The sequence below is a fragment of the Kribbella amoyensis genome (genome assembly GCF_007828865.1).
Classification (GTDB): Bacteria; Actinomycetota; Actinomycetes; order Propionibacteriales; family Kribbellaceae; genus Kribbella; species Kribbella amoyensis.
On record NZ_VIVK01000001.1, the window covers coordinates 161,244 to 176,679 of the forward strand.

Sequence of the window (15,436 nt, forward strand, 5' to 3'; positions counted from 1 at the left end):
CCCCGCCGCGCCTACAGTGGCTGTCCAGTCTGCTGAGGAAAGGTCTGCCACGCATGCACGTCATCGTCGGAGCCGGACCGGTCGGTACTGCCGTCGCACGCCTGCTGGCCGGTCGCGGGGAGCCGGTACGGGTGGTGACGCGGAGCGGGAGTGGGCCCGAGCTACCAGAGGTCGAGCGGGTTGCAGGTGATGCCGCCGATGGCGAGGTGCTGGCTCAGCTGACCGAGGGGGCGACCACGCTGTATTGCTGTGCCGGCCCGCCCTATCACCGATGGGCGAGCGACTGGCCGCCGATCGGTCACGCGCTTGTCCGTGCTGCCGGGACGAGTGGTGCCGTGCTCGCCACCACCGGGAACCTCTACGGATACGGCGAGGTCGACGGGCCGATCACCGAAGACCTGCCATTGCGGCCGAACTCGGTGAAGGGCCGGGTCCGGGCCGAGGTCTGGAGCGAGGCACTCGAAGCTCACGAGGCCGGCCGGATCCGGACGGTCGAAATCCGGGGCTCCGACTACCTGGGTGCCGGGGCCGTTTCGCCGTTCAGCGTGATGGTGCTGCCGAAGGTGCTGGCCGGGAAGCGTGGTTCGATGCCGGCCGACCTGGATGCGCCGCACAGCTGGACGTATGTCGGCGACGTCGCGCGGCTGCTCGTCACGGTCGCGGCCGACGAGAGCGCGTGGGGCCGGGCCTGGCACGTACCGACCGCGCCGCCGGTCTCCGTTCGCGATCTGGCCGCGCGCGCCGCGGTACTGGCTGGTGCCGCACCCGCCAAGGTGGCGGCGATGCCCGGGTTCGTGCTGCGGCTTGCGGGGGCGTTCAACCCGACGGCGCGGGCGATGGTCGAGGTGCAGTACCAGTGGCAGCGGCCGTTCGTCGTCGACTCGTCGGCCGCGATCGCCGCGTTCGGGATCGAGCCGACGTCGACCGATCAGGCGCTCCGGGAGACCGTCGACGGTTGAGGCGGACCGGCGGTGGATAGGCTCGCGCAATGAGAATTTCGACGTTCGGTGGCCGTGGATGAGCGGGAAGCGGCGGCGTCCGCTGCGGACCCTGATCATCGTGCTGGTCGTGCTGGGGGTGCTCCTCGTCGGCGCGGACCGGGCGGCCGAGGCGTTCGCCGAGAACAGGCTGGCGACGACCGCGGCGCAGGAGGCCGCGCAGTACGACGTCAAGGCGGCGGACACTTCGGTGGAGATCGGTGGGTTCGGGTTCCTGCCGCAGGTCGCGCGGGAGCGGTTCGACAGCATCACGATGACGATGCAGGACCCGACGATCGAGTCGGTCCCGGCCGAGGACCTCGTGGTCACGATGAACAGCGTGCACGTCCCACGCGCTCTGCTGACCGGCGGGGACGGACCGATCGTGGTGGACACCGCCGACGTCCGGATCCGGGTCTCGCCGAGCACGCTGACCCGGTTCGCGGCGGTCGAAGGGCTCTCGTTGCGGACCGTCGACGGCAAGCTGGAGGCGCAGCTGAAGGTGCTCGGTGCCGAGGCGTCCGTGACCGTGCGCCCGCAGGTGGTGAGCGGCGGGCGGATCCAGCTGATCGCCGACAAACTGCCGGGTGACGTGCCGGCCGCGGTACGCCGCGCGGTGGACCGGCTGCTGGCCCGCGGGATCCGGCTGCCACGGTTGCCGTTCGGCGCCTCGCTGAAGGAGATCTCGGTGCAGGACCAGTCGGTGGTCATCACGGCCACGGCCGCCGACCTCAAACTGCGCGGCTGAGCTCCCCGCAACAGCCCCGGCCGGCCAAGGTCCGGGGCTGTTGCGCACAACGGATCAGCGGCCGCCGAAGGTCTCCAGCAGTTCCTGGCGTTCGGCATCGGTGAGGTTCGTCGCGATCAGCTTGCTCGCCATCCCGTGGAAGCGCTCGCCCAGCCGGTCCAGGTCGCCCTGATCGGTGACGACGAACAGCGCCGACGTCCCCTCGGTCACCTGGGTCCGGATCCGCTCCAGCTGCTCCTTGGTGATGCCGACGCCTTCGGTCGCCTTGCTGATCGCGCCGATCGCGGCCCCGGCGACGCCGCCGATCACCGGGACCAGGAAGAGCGATCCGAGCAGCAACCCCCAGAACGCGCCCCAGCCCGTCCCCCGCCAGGTCTCCTCATGCGCTTGGTGCGTCGTCGGCTTCGGCTCGCCGCGCGGCCAGGACACCACCGCGTGATCCAGGATCTTCACCAGCCCGTCCGACTGCGCGTCCTTGAGCACCCCGACCGCGCGCTCGGCCGCCAGCGGATCCTCGAACTTCCACACCGTGAACGTCGTCATCCCACCAGCCCCCTCATCCCCTCGGCACCCGATCTCCCACCACCACGGCGCCGTCCTCCGACGAGCGTACCGCCGCGATCGCGATCTGATCAGCCTCTGACGACGGCAACCTGGTCATGCGGGCGCGCGGCCGGGCCGGTGGCGGCCCGATCGTCCGCACCGACCGGTACCGATCGTTGCCCGAAGCCCCTTTTCGGTCAGGAGGCGCGGCGGCGCTGGTCGGCCTTGGCCTCCTGATCGGTCACATCGGGATCCAGGATCGACCGCAGCCGCGCGTCCAGGTCCCGGACGAGCTCCTCGTCGCCGGACAGGTCGTTCAGCTCGTACGGGTCGTCGTCGAGGTTGAAGACCTGCGGCTGCACGCCCGCCCCGTAGTAGCAGTACTTCCACGGGCCGGACCGGAGCATGAATCCACCGTCGACCATGCCCTGCGCGTGGTACTCCGACAGGACCGGGCGATCGCGCGGATCGAGCAACGTGTGCCCCGGCAACGCCGGATCCACGGGCAGCCCGGCCAGGTCGCGCAGCGTCGGCAGAACGTCGACGAGGCTCACCGCGTCGGCCACCCGGCCGGGACGCCCACCGGGATGCCGCAGCAGCAACGGGATGTGGACCGCCGGTTCGTAGAAGCACTGCTTCTGCCAGATCCCGTGATGCCCGGCCAGCTCGCCGTGGTCACTGGTGTAGAGCACGACCGTGTCGTCCGGGATCTCGGCCAGCAGCCGGCCGACCTGGTGGTCGAGGTGGCTGATCAGCGCCCAGTAGCACGCCGTCGCCTCGCGCGCCTCGTCCTCGGTGATCGGCTCGTCGTTGCGGAATCCGCGGCGCAGCGTCTGGATCACCGGGTGCTGCGCGGTGAGCTCCTCCTGCCAGGTCGGCGGCAGCTCGACCGTCGCGGGGTCGTACAACGCCCGGAACTCCGGCGGCGCCACCAGCGGGAAATGCGGGTGCATGTACCCGACGTACAGCAGGTACGGCTCGGACCCGGGATCGCGGAGGAATTCCAGCGCCGCGTCGGTGGTCGCCACGTCGTGCTGGGTGTGGACGTGGTCGCCCGTACCGTGTTCGGACACGTGCGAGTTGCTCTGCCGGCGCCACTCCTGCGTACGCCGGGGCGGCCGGCCGCTGTGGTCGATCCAGAACTCGAGGTCGTCGGTCAGCCGGGCGTCGAACCCGAGCGTCCGGTCCGGCCCGTTGAAATGGGTCCGCCCGGCGATCACACTCCGGTACCCGGCCTCGCGCAGGTGGTGCCCCCAGCTCCGGAACTCGGGCCCGGGCACGACCCCGTTGTCCCAGGCCCCGATCTGGTGGACGTACTGCCCGGTCAGCAACGACAGCCGGGACGGTACGCACATCGGGCTGTTCGTGTACGCGTGCTCGTACGCCGTGCCCGTCCCGGCCAGCCGGTCGAGGTTCGGCGTCAGCACCCGCGGATGCCCGGCCCACCCCGCGGCGGAACCGGTGTGCTCGTCGGACAGGACCACCACGATGTTCGGTCGCTCCACAGACCAGCACCCTACTTCCCGGCCGGTCGACTTGGCCGGGGCGCGCATCCTGGCAGTACGGGGCGGTGGAAAGTCCCCGGCAAACCTTGGTTGGCGCTGTATCGCGATATATCGTCGACGTATCGCAACTGCTCTTCCAGGGAACGGTGGTCGGGATGACCGGATCGGCGTACGCGGCCGGGTGGCCGTGGCAGTGGATGGCGAGGCACTGCTCCTCGCTCGAGGACTTGAAGAACGAGTGGATCGCCACGATGGGCGGACGGCAGACCCACCACGGGCACCCGTTCGGGCCGCAGTGGGGGATGTTCGGCGGACCGATGTTCGGTCCACCCTGGGGTTCCGGCGGACCCAAGGCCTGGCGGGGACCGAAGGCACGGCGGGGTGACGTCCGGGCCGCGATCCTGGCCGTTCTCGCCGAGCAACCGATGAACGGGTACCAGCTGATCCAGGAGATCGCGGAGCGCAGCGGCGGCGTGTGGAAGCCGAGCCCTGGTTCGATCTACCCGACGCTGCAGCAGCTCGAGGACGAGGGCCTGGTCACCGCGGACGCCGAGGTTGGCCGGCGGACGTTCACCCTGACCGACGAGGGCCGCGCGTACGTCGCCGACCACTCCGACGAGGTGTCCGCGCCGTGGGCCGCGATGACGGCGCAGGCGGACGACGACGAGAACGGCGTGAAACCGCTGCTCGGCCAGGTGGCGACGGCCCTCTGGCAGATCCTCTCCACCGGGACGCCGGACCAGCAGGCCCGGGCCCGGGACGCGCTGGCCGACCTGCGCAGAACGCTCTACGGCATCCTCGCCGACGACGATCAGGACCGGACATGAGCCAGTACTTCCCCACCCAGCCGAACTTCCCCTGGTCCACCCCGAGCCGGACCCGCCCAGGCACGGTCCGCATCGGTGACGCCGAACGCGACCAGGCCGTCGCGGTCCTCAGCGACCACTTCGTCGCCGGCCGCCTCACCCAGGAGGAGTTCGAGGACCGCAGCGACCAAGCCACCCGAGCCCGCTACTCCGCGGACCTCGTCCCCCTCTTCGAGGACCTCCCGGATCAGCGAGCAGTCCAACCGGGCGTACCGTCCTGGTCCCCGGCGCTGCGCGGCGGTCAGCAGAGGTTCCGGCCAGGTCCCCCGTTCTTCTTCCTGGCCCCACTCCTGATGATCGGCCTCCTGGTCGCCACCATCGCGGTCGCCGGCCCCTGGATCCTCTGGTTCCTCTTCTGGATAGCCCTCTTCGCCGGCCCCCTCAACCACCACCACCGCCGCCGGCGCCACCACCCGTACCGCCGCTGACGAACCTGGCCAGCAACAAGAACGGCACCATCTGGACCGGCTTCGGTTTCCTTGGCACAGTCGATGGACTGTTCCATGACTCGTTGGGGGGAAACCATGCCGAGCTGGAAAACTGTTGTGGTGGTGGGAGTACTGGCTGTCGGGTTGTCGGGGTCGGTTGCTGTGGCAAGCATTCCTGACAGCCGGGACGGGCTCATGTACGGCTGCCGGAGTGTGAGGGACGGGGCGTTGCGCCTGGTGGATGCCGAGGCCGGCCAGAAGTGCGCCAAGACCGAGCGCGCGGTGAAGTGGAACGGAGACTCGCGGCGCACCTTCGTCGTGCGGCGGAGTGCCTACAACGGAGCGACCGATCTGTCGGCCGGACCGGCGACGTTGATGAGCGTGATGCCGCCGAGGATCGCGGAGGGGACCTGGCTGCTGACGGCCAGGATCCCCGCGACGTACTCCGATCCCGGTGCGAAGATCACTTGCACCGCTCAAGGCGCGATGGGGAGCTACGGGTACGCCGGGACCTTTGAGGACACCGACTCGCTGACCGTGACCCCCGGAGCGGACAACGTGCTGGAGCTGCAGACCATCGCCATGACGACCCGGGACTTCGACACCGACGAACTGGTTCCGATCACCGTGCGGTGCAGCGGAACAGCTCCGCCGGACGGGAACGCGATGATCGGCGAGTACCAGATCGCGTTGGTTCCGGTCCCTTCACCTGAGCTGACCGAGTGACCAGGTGGTGTCCGCGCCGTCCATCGCGGCGACGCGGACACCACAGGAACTCAACAGCAATGGGGTTTGCAGCAGGCGTGGTCTGGTTGGGGGCAGGCGTCTTCGGGGAGGAGGGTTCGGCCTACGCCGGGGAGTTGGCGGGCTTGGGCGACCAGGGCTTCGGCTGCTTGGTGGGCGTTTTCGCCGGTGACTGACATGCGCCCCGCTACCAGGCCGGCCACCAGCGGGGTGGCGAAGGAGGTGCCGCTCCAGCGGGCCATGCCTCGGAAGTGGCGGACTTCGCCTCGGTACGGGGGTTCGGTGCAGGTGAAGTCGCCGTGCAGGTAGGCGTTGATCAGGTTCTCGCCCGGGGCGTACACGTCGACCCAGCCGCCGTAGTTCGTGAAGGACGCGCGGTGGTTGAGGTCTTCGGCGAGGGCTCCTACGGACAGCGTGCTGGGTGAGGCCGCGGGGAAGAAGTACTCGCGGTCGCCGTCGTTGCCCGCTGCCGCCACCAGGAGCACGCCCTTCAAGTCCGCAAGGCGTTCCAGGAAGACGTCGAAGGCCAGCAACGTACTGCCGTCGCCCGTCTTGGCGCCTGCGGAGAGGCTGATCAGGTCCGGGTTCTCGGCGAGCCCTTCGTCGAGTTTGACCACCAGGTCGGAGCCGAACGCGGCGCCGGCCCGGTTGAGGTACGCCTTGACCACGATCTCGGTGCGCGGTGCGACGCAGCGCAGGACGCCCGCGATGAAGACGCCGTGGCCCGCGTACGGGCGGATGTTGGTGCCCGACGAGTACGGGTGCTCGTCCTCGCCGGTGACGCCCGCGAGCCAGGGCGCGTCCGTCTCGGTCCAGCCGACGTCGACGACGAGGACCTTGACGCCGCGTCCGTCGCAGTCACCACCGACGGGTGCCGGGGTCGGCGAGACGGCCGGTGGTACCTCCAGTTGTTCGGTCGCCGGGCACGGGCTCACGCTGCACGCGTAGACCAGGTGGTCCAGCCGGGCGACGCCGCGGCCGAGGACCTGGTCGACGTACGCGAGGTACCGCCGGGTCAGCGTCTCCGCCTGCGGTGCGTCGGGCGGGAACTCGAACTTCGGATCCGGCTGGAACCGGGTCAGCCCGTCGATGCTCGGGAAGTCCGTCCGCCCACCACGGAACAGTTCCCGCACCCGTGGCAGGTCGCGGTCGCGGATCAGGAAACTGCCGGTGCGATAGATGCTGTCGGCGCCGACCTCGGCCCAGCCGCGGGGCGAGACCTCCACCTCGTCGCCGAACTCCTCCAGGATCAAGGCGATCTGGGCCTGTTCCTTGGTCCGGATCTCCTTCGGCGGCTCACTCGCCGCGGCGTTGCCCTCGTCCCCGTTCGGCCTTTGTTCCGACATGGTGCCCCCTCCGAAACGATCACTCCCCGAGTGTCCGCGGTTACCCTTTCACTGTGGGGACCGCAAGTGAAGGGGCACCGGAGGACTTGCTGCCATTGGCACTGTCCCGTCCCCATGACGCCATCGCCGCCGCGCGGTCCTTCCTCGGTACGGACCCGCCGCCCGCTCCCGCGTCGATCGCGCACCAGGCCCTCGGTATCGCGCTGCGCCAGCTCGGCGAGATGCCCCCAGCCCTGAAGGAACTCCGCACCGCCGTACGCCTCGCCCGCGCGTCGCGGCAGACCGACCGCGAGGTGGACGCGCTGGCCAGTCTGGGCGCGACGCTCGGCCGTGCCGGTCAAGGCAAGGAGGCGCTGGCCACGCTCGATCTCGCGGTCGCGAACAGCCGCGGCGCCCTGGCCGGCAAGGTACTGCTCCGCCGCGCCGACGTGCTGATCGTCCTCGGCCGGCACGACGAGGCGCTCCAGGATCTTCGCGGCGCCGTGACTCGGCTGCGTCGGGCCGGCGACGTCGTGTGGGAGGCGAGGTCCCGCAACTACCGCGGCTTCACCTTGCTCGCCCGCGGCGCGACCCGGCAGGCGGAGGCCGACTTCGCGGTCGCCGAGCAGCTCTACGCCAAGGCCCACCAGGAGTTCGAGTTCGCCGAGGCCCGGCAGAACCGCGGTCTCGTCGCGTCCGCGCGCGGCGATCTGCCCGCGGCGCTCGCGTACTTCGACGACGCCGGCCGGCGTTTCGACGACCTCGGGGTCAGCTGGCCCGACCTCGCGATCGACCGGTGCGCGACCTTGCTCGCGGCCGGCCTGACCCAGGAGGCGCTCGCGGTCAGCGACGAGGCCGTGGACCGGATGACGACGGACGGCGGCCAGGAAACGAAACGGCCCGAGCTCCTGTACGCCGCGGCGACCGCGGCCCTCAGCGTCGGCGACCTCGCCACCGCCCGCGATCGGGCCGACCAGGCCCGCCGCTTGTTCGCGAGCCAGCACCGCGCATGGTGGACCGCCCGCGCCACGATGGTGCAACTGGAAGCCCGGTACCGATCCGGCGAGCGCGGCAAACGCCTGCTGGACCAGGCCACCCGGCTCGCCCAGAAGCTGGACGACCTGAACGCCACCGACGCCCCGGCTGCCCACCTACTCGCCGGCCGCCTCGCCCTGGCCCAGCGGAATTCGGTTGCAGCAGGCAACGAACTCGCGAGCGCGGCCAAGTTCCGGCGTGGCGCTCCCCCACTCGCCCGCGGCGCCGCGTGGCTGGGTCAAGCGCTGCGGTGCGAGGCGGACGGCGATCTGCGTGGCATGCTCGCCGCCTGCCGTCGGGGGCTCGACGCGCTCGACCAGCACCGGCAGATGATGGGTGCCACCGAACTGCGTGCCCGCGCCTCGGTCCACGGCACCGAGCTGGCCCGGCTCGCCCAGGCCGACGCGCTCCGCCGGGGCGATGTCCGCAAGCTCTTGTCCTGGAGCGAACGCTGGCGCGCGACGGCCCTCGCAGTACCGTCGGTCCGGCCGATCGAGGACCAGGAGGCGGCCGCTGATCTCGCCGCGCTACGCGACGTGGTCCGCCGGTTGGAGGCGTCGAACGACATCCAGCTCGACCGGGAGCGCCGTCGGCTGGAGGACGCGATCCGGTCCCGCGCGATCCAGGCCCCGGGATCCGCGACCGACTCGACGGCCTTCGACCTCGACGATCTGGTGGCCGCGCTCGGCAAGACTGTCCTGGTCGAACTCGTCGAGGTGGACGAGGTCCTGCATGCCGTGGTCATCGCAGGCAGCCGCCTCCGACGGCACACCCTCGGCCGGCTGCAGGACGCCGAGCTCGAGGTGGAGCGCGCCCGCTTCCGCCTTCGCCAGCTCGCCCGGACCCGACCGTCGGCCGGTCCCCCGCTCGACGTCATCGGCGATCGCCTCGCCAAGGTCCTGCTCGGCGACGTCGAACTCCCCGACGACGCTCCCGTGGTCGTCGTTCCGCCCGGTCGTCTCCAGGCGCTCCCGTGGACCCTGCTGCCGCAGCTCGCGCGTCGGCCGGTGAGCGTCGCGCCGTCGGCGGCCACCTGGCTCACCGCCCATCGGCTCCCGCCGCCCCGACGTCAACGGGTGACCCTGGCCTTCGGTCCAGGGCTGCGCTCGGGTGGCGCCGAGGTGCAGAAGCTGGCCGGCAGCTATCCCGCCGCGACCCTGCTCGGTGACGGTCACGCCACCGCCGACCAGGTACTGCGTGCGCTCGACGGCGCGTGGCTCGCTCATCTCGCGGCGCACGGGACGTTCCGGTCGGACAGCCCGATGTTCTCCTCGCTCCGGTTCGACGACGGACCGCTGACCGTGTACGACTTCGAGCGGCTCCGGCGGGCACCGCATCGGCTCGTGCTGTCCAGCTGCGAGTCCGGGGTCGCGAAGCCGGTCGGGGCCGACGAGCTGCTCGGCCTGACCAGCAGCCTGGTCCCGTTGGGGGCCGCGGGCATCCTGGCCAGCGTCGTCCCGGTGAACGACGCGGCCGCGGTGCCGTTCATGCTCGCACTGCACGCGAACCTGCAGGCCGGCCAGTCCCTCGCCGAGGCGTTCGCCGGGGCCCGCGAGCAGGCCGACGACGACCCGTTGACGGTGGCCACGGTCTCGTCGTTCGTGGCGCTCGGAGCCTGATCATCCGGGGCGGTTTCGTGAGATCGTCGATGTATCAGGGTGGGGTACGGCGGACTCCGTGAGGTACATGGTCCTCGACGGACGGTGACCCGGTGACGGAGCCGCCTGGTGGGGAGGGAGCACGGGATGCGGAACGACCCGGTTGTCGTTCGGCTGGTCGCCCAGGCGCGCGACGGGGACAAGGGTGCCTGGGACCAGTTGGTGGAGCGGTACGCGCCGCTGGTGTGGGCCATCTGCCGCCGGTACCGGCTGTCCGCCGCGGACGCCGAGGACGTCGGGCAGAGCGTGTGGCTGCGGTTGGTCGAGCACCTGCCCGACCTCCGCGAACCGGCCGCGTTGCCGGGCTGGGTCGCCACGACCAGCCGGCGTGAGTGTCTGCGGGTACTCCGGATGAGCAAGCGGAACGAACCGGTCGACCAGACGGACGGCCAGGACGTTCCGGATCCCGGGGCACCGGTCGACGAGGACCTGTTGCTGGCCGAGCGCAGGCACGCCGTGCGGTCCGCGTTCGCCCAGCTGTCCTTGCGCTGCCGGCAACTGCTGTTGCTGCTGCTCGAGGACCCGCCCAGGCCGTACCAGGAGATCGGCGCCGCGTTGCGGATGCCGGTCGGGAGCATCGGGCCGAGCCGCGCCCGGTGCTTGGACAAACTGCGTCACAGCGCGACCCTCACCGCGGTGATCGGGTTCGAGCTGGAGCAGGCAGGAAGTGAGCGACATGCCCGATGACTGGTGGACCGACGACGACCAGCTGGTCGCCGTGCTCGCGGACGCCCTGGACGAGGCCCGGGCGGTGCCGCCCGAGTTCGTCGAGGCGGGCAAGGCGGCATACGTCTGGCGCACGATCGACGCCGAACTCGCCGCGCTGACGTACGACTCGGTGGCCGACGCCGAGCTGGCCGGGACTTTGCGGGCCGACTCGGCGACGCTACGGGCGCTCACCTTCGCGTCCGCGGACCTGACGATCGAGCTCGAGGTGACCGCGGACGCACTGCTCGGCCAGGTCGTCCCGGTCGAGGCGGGCCGGGTCACGGCGTACGCGGGTCCGGCCGCGGACACGCTGGACCGGGTCGAGGTGGGGACCGCCGTGATCGACGAGCTCGGGTTCTTCGTCCTGCGTCCGGTACCGGCCGGGTCCTTCCGGTTGTTGTGCCGGACCGCTTCGGGGATCACCGCCCTGACCGGCTGGATCCACCCATGAGGCAGAACGTGCTGCGGCTCCGGACAGGTGAAGGGGCGAGGCCCTCCCTCCCTGACCTCGCCCCACGGCACCTGTCCCCCCGACAGCCTGTGCCTACTGGTCGGAGCACCCGGGCACCGCGCTGATACATCCGGACGGAACTCTTTTTTCGATCACTCTTCCGGCCTGCGCGAACTGGTCCGACCAGGTCCGGCCGGCGTTTCACCCGCAGCTGACCCAGGGGGGCCCGCAATGGAATCGACCGACGAGCTGTTCACCGCACTCCGCGAGTACGTCCGCACCGAGGGCACGAAGTACCTGAAGGATCCGAACGTCTCCTCGATCGGGATCGGGTACAAGGTGCGCGACGGCAGACCGACCAAGGAGATCTCGATCCAGTTCACCGTGGCGACCAAGGCCGAGCCGGAGGCGCTCGGTGACCTGGACACCAAGGAGCTGCCGAAGTCGATCACGATCAACGGCGTCGAGGTCCCGACCGACGTGCTGGAACGGACGTACCACCCGGACTTCCGGGTCGTCCCCGAGGCCGAGGTGAGCGACCGCAAGATCCGCCTCGACCCGATCCGGCCGGGCATCAGCGTCGGCCACCCGGCGATCACGGCCGGCACGATCGGCGCCGTCGTGTATGACACCGAGACGGGCCGCCCTTGTGTGCTGAGCAACTGGCACGTCCTGCACGGCGAACACGGACAGCTCGGTGACGTCGTCGTCCAGCCCGGCACGTACGACGACAACCGGACCGACCGGAACCAGCTCGGCCCACTCCTCCGCTCGTACGTCGGGGTCGCGGGCGACGGCGCGATCGCGGCGATCGACGGGCGCGGCGTGGACCCGTCGATCCTCGAGCTCGACGTGGCGCCGGCCGAGATCGGTGAGCCCGAGCTGGGCGACAAGGTGGTGAAGAGCGGCCGCACGACCGGGGTCACCCACGGCATCGTCCGGCGGATCGACACGCTCGCGAAGATCGACTACGGCGCGCCGATCGGTACGGTCGAGGTCGGTGGGTTCGAGATCGGTGTCGACCCCGGCAAGCGGCCGGCCGACGGCGAGGTCAGCAAGGGCGGGGACTCCGGGGCCGCGTGGATCTTCAAGTCCGGCAACGGGCGCGCGACCAAGGTCCTGGCCGGCATCCACTTCGCCGGTGAGGGCACGGGCGATCCGGACGAGCACGCGCTGGCCTGTCTGCCGCGATCGCTGTTCCAGAAGCTCGGCGTGACGCTGACGAAGCCGGAGGCGGCGGCCGTGGTCACGGGGTACGACCCGGGCTTCCTGCGGACGACGTTGCCCGTGCCCACGCTCGACCCGGCGGCCGCGGCCGACGCCGTCCAGCTGAACGGCTCGGACCGGATCGACTACATGCACTTCTCGCTGACGATGAGCCGCAGTCGCCGGTTCGCCCACTGGGTGGCGTGGAACATCGACGGCGGGTCCCTGAAGAAGCTCAGCCGGACCAACATCCCCTTCGTCAAGGACCCGCGACTGGCCGCGGACGTCCAGGTCGGCGACGAGCTGTACCGCGACAACCGGCTCGACCGCGGCCATCTGGCCCGCCGCGCCGACCTGCTCTGGGGATCCCTGGAGGACGCGACCAAGGCGAACCACGACTCGTTCTTCTTCACCAACATCACGCCCCAGATGGACGACTTCAACCAGAGCACCAAGGACGGTCTGTGGGGCCGCCTGGAGGACGCGGTGTTCGCCGACGTCGACATGGACGACCTCAAGGTGAACGTCTACGGCGGCCCGGTCTTCACCGACGACGACCGCGAGTTCCGCGGCGTCAAGATCCCCCGCGAGTTCTGGAAGATCATCACCTTCACCGAAGCCGGCACCCTGAAGGCGAGCGCCTTCCTCCTCACCCAGAACCTCGACCAGCTCGAAGCCCTCGACCTGGACGAGTTCCGCGTCTTCCAGGTCAGCCTGCCCGACCTGGAATCCCGCACCAAGGTCCGCTTCGCCCCAGAACTCCACCAAGCCGACACAGCCCCACCCGTCCCAGAACTGGCCGGCCCCCAACCCCCACTCACCGACCTCGCCGACATCGTCTGGGGTTAGCGGATCGCCACCACTCACCAAGTCCCTGATTCCGGCCGATCTGAGCGCCGCGCACGCTGAAGGGTGGTGCGGGTCGACGGGCTTGGTGAGTGGTGGACGTCCGCCGTTGTGCTCGGCAGCGATGAGTTTCGCGGGGCTCGCTCGTCCCAACGGGAAATCACCGAGCGAGAGGATGGATCCATGGCCAAGCTGCTGTACTCGGTCACGATGTCGCTGGACGGCTACATCGCCGGTCCCGGCGGGGACATGTCCTGGATGACGGAGTTCTTCGCCCCGAACCCGATGATCGGCGAGCTGATCCCGGACATCGGCGCCCTGCTGGTCGGGCGGACCACGTACGACGGCGACGACCCGCACAAGGACGACGAGGGCGCCGGCAAGGCGTTCGGCGGCGGCTGGGAGGGACCGCAGTACGTCGTGACGCACCGCGTCCCCGAGCAGGCGCCCGACGGCGTGACCTTCGTCCCCGATCTCGCGACCGGGTTGGCGCGGGCGAAGGCGGCGGCCGGGGACAAGTACGTCAACGTCCTCGGCGCGGACCTCGCCCGACAGTTGGCCCGAAGCGGCGACCTGGACGAGGTGCTGACCCTGATCGCCCCGGTCCTGCTGGGCGACGGCACCCCGCTCTTCCACGAACCGGGCGGCCGCAAGGTCAAGCTCGAACGGATCCACCAGAGCGCGGCGCCGATGGCCACCAACCTCTGGTACCGGGTTGTCTAGTCAGTAGTCCACGCAGGCGGTGAACATCACCGGCCGGACCTCGATCGCCGGATCCGGGAGGACGCGGGCGAGTTCCACGGCGCGGTCCGGCGTCTCCACGTCGACCAGGTAGTAGCCGCGGATCGCGGTCACCTCGGCGCGGCCGACGAGTTCGGCGGTGGCCGGATCGGCGAGGGTGTGGCCGGTGATGAGTTCACCGGCCTCCCCGGCGATCCGGCGGAACCGGTCGTGGTCCTCCCGGCTGGCATCGGCTTGCAGGATCAACAGGTACTTCATCGCACACTCCCGTCTCGGGCTACACCCTCTGGACGGTGCCGATCCGCCGATCTTGACATCATGGGCGGATGTTCCTCACCACCGAACGCCTGACGGTCCGCCGGTTCCGGGCCGACGACGCGGCCGTGTTCGCGGCGTACCGGTCGTTGCCGGAGGTCGCGCGGTACCAGTCGTGGGACGCGCCGTACCCGCTGGACCAGGCGATCGAGGCGGTTCGGGATTTCGCCGCCGGGGATCCCGACGCACCCGGGTGGTTCCAGTACGCGATCGACCGGGACGGCGAGCTGATCGGGGACATCGGGGTCAACCTGTACGACAACCTGCGCCAGGCCGAGCTCGGGTTCACCCTGGACCCCCGGTACCAGGGGCAGGGGTACGCGACGGAGGCTGTCGGGGCACTGATCGACCACCTGTTCCGGCAGCGTGACCTGCACCGGATCTCGGCGGAGTGCGACGCGCGGAACGGGCCGTCCGCGCGGTTGCTGGAGCGGCTCGGGTTCCGCCGGGAAGGGCGGCGGGTGGAGAACAGCTGGTTCAAGGGCGAGTGGGCCGACGACCTGCTGTTCGGGCTGCTCGCGAAGGACAGGATCAGCTGATTCCGCGGACGGCCCAGGCCCGCGCGGTCAGCCGGATCGACCCGTCGGACTCCACCGGAAGCCTTGCCCGCAAGGCGTTCCGGACCTCGTCACGCAGGTCGTCGGTCATCGTGCTCACGTACGCCGGGGCCGCGCCCTGGCCGCCGAGGAACGGTGCCCAGTAGTCGTCGAAGTCGCGGAACACCGTGGGGACGACGATCTCCCGGCTCTCCACCTCGGCGAACCCGGCCTCGCCGAACATCGTCTCCAACGGGTCCGGCTTGGTGAACGGGAACCGCGTCCCCTCGTCCAGGTCCCGGTGCTCCGGATCCAGCTCGCCGGCCACGTCCCAGAAGTACTTCATCAACTGCATCCCGCCGGCGTAGTCCCACACGTACGCCGCGACGGTCCCGCCGGCCTCGCGCATCCGGCGGAGCGCGCGAGCCTTGTCGGGGACGAAGTTGAGCACCAGCCCGGACACGATCACGTCGAACCGCTCGTCCAGCAAGGTCTCCGCATCACCGACGACGAACCGGGCCCGCGCGTCGGCCGTGCTCCGGCGCGCGTACTCGGCGTACTCCGGCGACCGGTCGAGCCCGACCACCTCGGCCGGGTTCGCGGTCGCGAGGATCGTCTGGCTCAACGCCCCGGTCCCGCACCCCACGTCGAGCCACCGCAACCCCGCCGGTTGCGCGAGCCAGCCGAGGAACTCCCGCCCGACCACCCGGCTCCACCGCCCGACGTACGGCTCGTACTTGTCGCCGCTCGACCAACGCTCCACGCCTGCAGGATAAGGAGCGATGGCGTGTGCGGCCATGGTTC

General features: G+C 70.5%; 16 protein-coding genes. 11 read left to right on the forward strand and 5 right to left on the reverse strand.

The window, feature by feature from the left end; all coding sequences use genetic code 11:
- The first annotated feature begins 53 nt into the window (after window positions 1-53).
- Together FB561_RS00830 and FB561_RS00835 are read left to right on the forward strand one after the other, a co-directional pair.
- Entirely contained in the window at window positions 54-959 is a 906-nt protein-coding gene (locus tag FB561_RS00830; RefSeq protein WP_145801960.1) for an NAD-dependent epimerase/dehydratase family protein, read from the forward strand.
- A gap of 58 nt (window positions 960-1,017) precedes the next feature.
- Window positions 1,018-1,725, forward strand: coding sequence for an LmeA family phospholipid-binding protein (locus FB561_RS00835; RefSeq protein ID WP_145801962.1), 708 nt, complete (start codon window positions 1,018-1,020; stop codon window positions 1,723-1,725).
- A 54-nt stretch (window positions 1,726-1,779) separates the two neighbouring features.
- Here FB561_RS00835 and FB561_RS00840 read toward each other — a convergent pair whose 3' ends face one another.
- Both FB561_RS00840 and FB561_RS00845 read right to left on the reverse strand, forming a co-directional pair.
- A complete protein-coding gene (locus tag FB561_RS00840; protein WP_145801964.1) occupies window positions 1,780-2,268 on the reverse strand; it encodes a DUF1269 domain-containing protein in 489 nt (162 codons plus the stop codon).
- 197 nt (window positions 2,269-2,465) lie between these two features.
- Complete coding sequence (locus FB561_RS00845; RefSeq protein ID WP_170284548.1) at window positions 2,466-3,773, reverse strand: sulfatase family protein; 1,308 nt, start codon at window positions 3,771-3,773, stop codon at window positions 2,466-2,468.
- A gap of 155 nt (window positions 3,774-3,928) precedes the next feature.
- Between FB561_RS00845 and FB561_RS00850 the strand changes: the two genes are divergently transcribed.
- From FB561_RS00850 to FB561_RS00860, 3 genes are all read left to right on the forward strand, one after another.
- Entirely contained in the window at window positions 3,929-4,600 is a 672-nt protein-coding gene (locus FB561_RS00850; protein WP_145801968.1) for a PadR family transcriptional regulator, read from the forward strand.
- Window positions 4,597-5,067 (forward strand): DUF1707 SHOCT-like domain-containing protein, encoded by a 471-nt coding sequence (locus FB561_RS00855; RefSeq protein WP_145801970.1) that lies wholly within the window; start codon window positions 4,597-4,599, stop codon window positions 5,065-5,067. Before FB561_RS00850 ends, FB561_RS00855 begins: the two co-directional genes overlap by 4 nt.
- A 228-nt stretch (window positions 5,068-5,295) precedes the next feature.
- Entirely contained in the window at window positions 5,296-5,793 is a 498-nt protein-coding gene (locus FB561_RS00860; protein WP_145801972.1) for a hypothetical protein, read from the forward strand.
- 50 nt (window positions 5,794-5,843) lie between these two features.
- Here the strand turns inward: FB561_RS00860 and FB561_RS00865 are convergent, their stop codons facing one another.
- Window positions 5,844-7,157 (reverse strand): S8 family peptidase, encoded by a 1,314-nt coding sequence (locus FB561_RS00865; RefSeq protein WP_145801974.1) that lies wholly within the window; start codon window positions 7,155-7,157, stop codon window positions 5,844-5,846.
- A gap of 53 nt (window positions 7,158-7,210) precedes the next feature.
- Between FB561_RS00865 and FB561_RS00870 the strand changes: the two genes are divergently transcribed.
- The 5 genes from FB561_RS00870 to FB561_RS00890 all read left to right on the forward strand — a co-directional run bounded on the left by FB561_RS00870 (window position 7,211) and on the right by FB561_RS00890 (window position 13,763).
- Window positions 7,211-9,790 (forward strand): CHAT domain-containing protein, encoded by a 2,580-nt coding sequence (locus tag FB561_RS00870; protein ID WP_145801976.1) that lies wholly within the window; start codon window positions 7,211-7,213, stop codon window positions 9,788-9,790.
- A 126-nt stretch (window positions 9,791-9,916) separates the two neighbouring features.
- The gene (locus FB561_RS00875) at window positions 9,917-10,516 is read left to right on the forward strand and encodes an RNA polymerase sigma factor (protein ID WP_145801978.1); all 600 of its coding nucleotides are present in this window, start codon (window positions 9,917-9,919) and stop codon (window positions 10,514-10,516) included.
- Window positions 10,506-10,988 (forward strand): hypothetical protein, encoded by a 483-nt coding sequence (locus FB561_RS00880; RefSeq protein WP_145801980.1) that lies wholly within the window; start codon window positions 10,506-10,508, stop codon window positions 10,986-10,988. Before FB561_RS00875 ends, FB561_RS00880 begins: the two co-directional genes overlap by 11 nt.
- A 231-nt stretch (window positions 10,989-11,219) precedes the next feature.
- On the forward strand, window positions 11,220-13,043 hold the full coding sequence (locus tag FB561_RS00885) for a DNA/RNA non-specific endonuclease (RefSeq protein WP_145801982.1): 1,824 nt from the start codon (window positions 11,220-11,222) through the stop codon (window positions 13,041-13,043).
- A 180-nt stretch (window positions 13,044-13,223) separates the two neighbouring features.
- Complete coding sequence (locus tag FB561_RS00890) at window positions 13,224-13,763, forward strand: dihydrofolate reductase family protein (RefSeq protein WP_145801984.1); 540 nt, start codon at window positions 13,224-13,226, stop codon at window positions 13,761-13,763.
- Here FB561_RS00890 and FB561_RS00895 read toward each other — a convergent pair whose 3' ends face one another.
- Window positions 13,764-14,039 carry a YciI family protein gene (locus tag FB561_RS00895; RefSeq protein ID WP_145801986.1) on the reverse strand — a complete coding sequence of 92 codons (276 nt, stop codon included), beginning with the start codon at window positions 14,037-14,039 and terminating at the stop codon, window positions 13,764-13,766.
- Window positions 14,040-14,107: 68 nt separating this feature from the next.
- On the opposite strand from FB561_RS00895, the gene FB561_RS00900 reads away from it, so the two are divergent.
- Window positions 14,108-14,635, forward strand: a complete 528-nt coding sequence (locus FB561_RS00900) for a GNAT family N-acetyltransferase (protein ID WP_145801988.1) — start codon at window positions 14,108-14,110, stop codon at window positions 14,633-14,635.
- Here FB561_RS00900 and FB561_RS00905 read toward each other — a convergent pair.
- Complete coding sequence (locus FB561_RS00905) at window positions 14,628-15,395, reverse strand: class I SAM-dependent methyltransferase (RefSeq protein WP_202880514.1); 768 nt, start codon at window positions 15,393-15,395, stop codon at window positions 14,628-14,630. The two genes, FB561_RS00900 and FB561_RS00905, sit on opposite strands and share 8 nt — an antisense overlap.
- Window positions 15,396-15,436 lie beyond the last annotated feature (41 nt).

Excerpts from the sequence above, each read along its gene's own strand:
- FB561_RS00830 (WP_145801960.1), top strand. The coding sequence starts at position 54 with ATGCACGTCATCGTCGGAGCCGGACCGGTCGGTACTGCCGTCGCACGC.
- FB561_RS00835 (WP_145801962.1), top strand. The coding sequence starts at position 1,018 with ATGAGCGGGAAGCGGCGGCGTCCGCTGCGGACCCTGATCATCGTGCTG.
- FB561_RS00840 (WP_145801964.1), bottom strand. The coding sequence starts at position 2,268 with ATGACGACGTTCACGGTGTGGAAGTTCGAGGATCCGCTGGCGGCCGAG.
- FB561_RS00850 (WP_145801968.1), top strand. The coding sequence starts at position 3,929 with ATGACCGGATCGGCGTACGCGGCCGGGTGGCCGTGGCAGTGGATGGCG.
- FB561_RS00855 (WP_145801970.1), top strand. The coding sequence starts at position 4,597 with ATGAGCCAGTACTTCCCCACCCAGCCGAACTTCCCCTGGTCCACCCCG.
- FB561_RS00865 (WP_145801974.1), bottom strand. The coding sequence starts at position 7,157 with ATGTCGGAACAAAGGCCGAACGGGGACGAGGGCAACGCCGCGGCGAGT.
- FB561_RS00875 (WP_145801978.1), top strand. The coding sequence starts at position 9,917 with ATGCGGAACGACCCGGTTGTCGTTCGGCTGGTCGCCCAGGCGCGCGAC.
- FB561_RS00880 (WP_145801980.1), top strand. The coding sequence starts at position 10,506 with ATGCCCGATGACTGGTGGACCGACGACGACCAGCTGGTCGCCGTGCTC.
- FB561_RS00885 (WP_145801982.1), top strand. The coding sequence starts at position 11,220 with ATGGAATCGACCGACGAGCTGTTCACCGCACTCCGCGAGTACGTCCGC.
- FB561_RS00890 (WP_145801984.1), top strand. The coding sequence starts at position 13,224 with ATGGCCAAGCTGCTGTACTCGGTCACGATGTCGCTGGACGGCTACATC.
- FB561_RS00895 (WP_145801986.1), bottom strand. The coding sequence starts at position 14,039 with ATGAAGTACCTGTTGATCCTGCAAGCCGATGCCAGCCGGGAGGACCAC.
- FB561_RS00900 (WP_145801988.1), top strand. The coding sequence starts at position 14,108 with ATGTTCCTCACCACCGAACGCCTGACGGTCCGCCGGTTCCGGGCCGAC.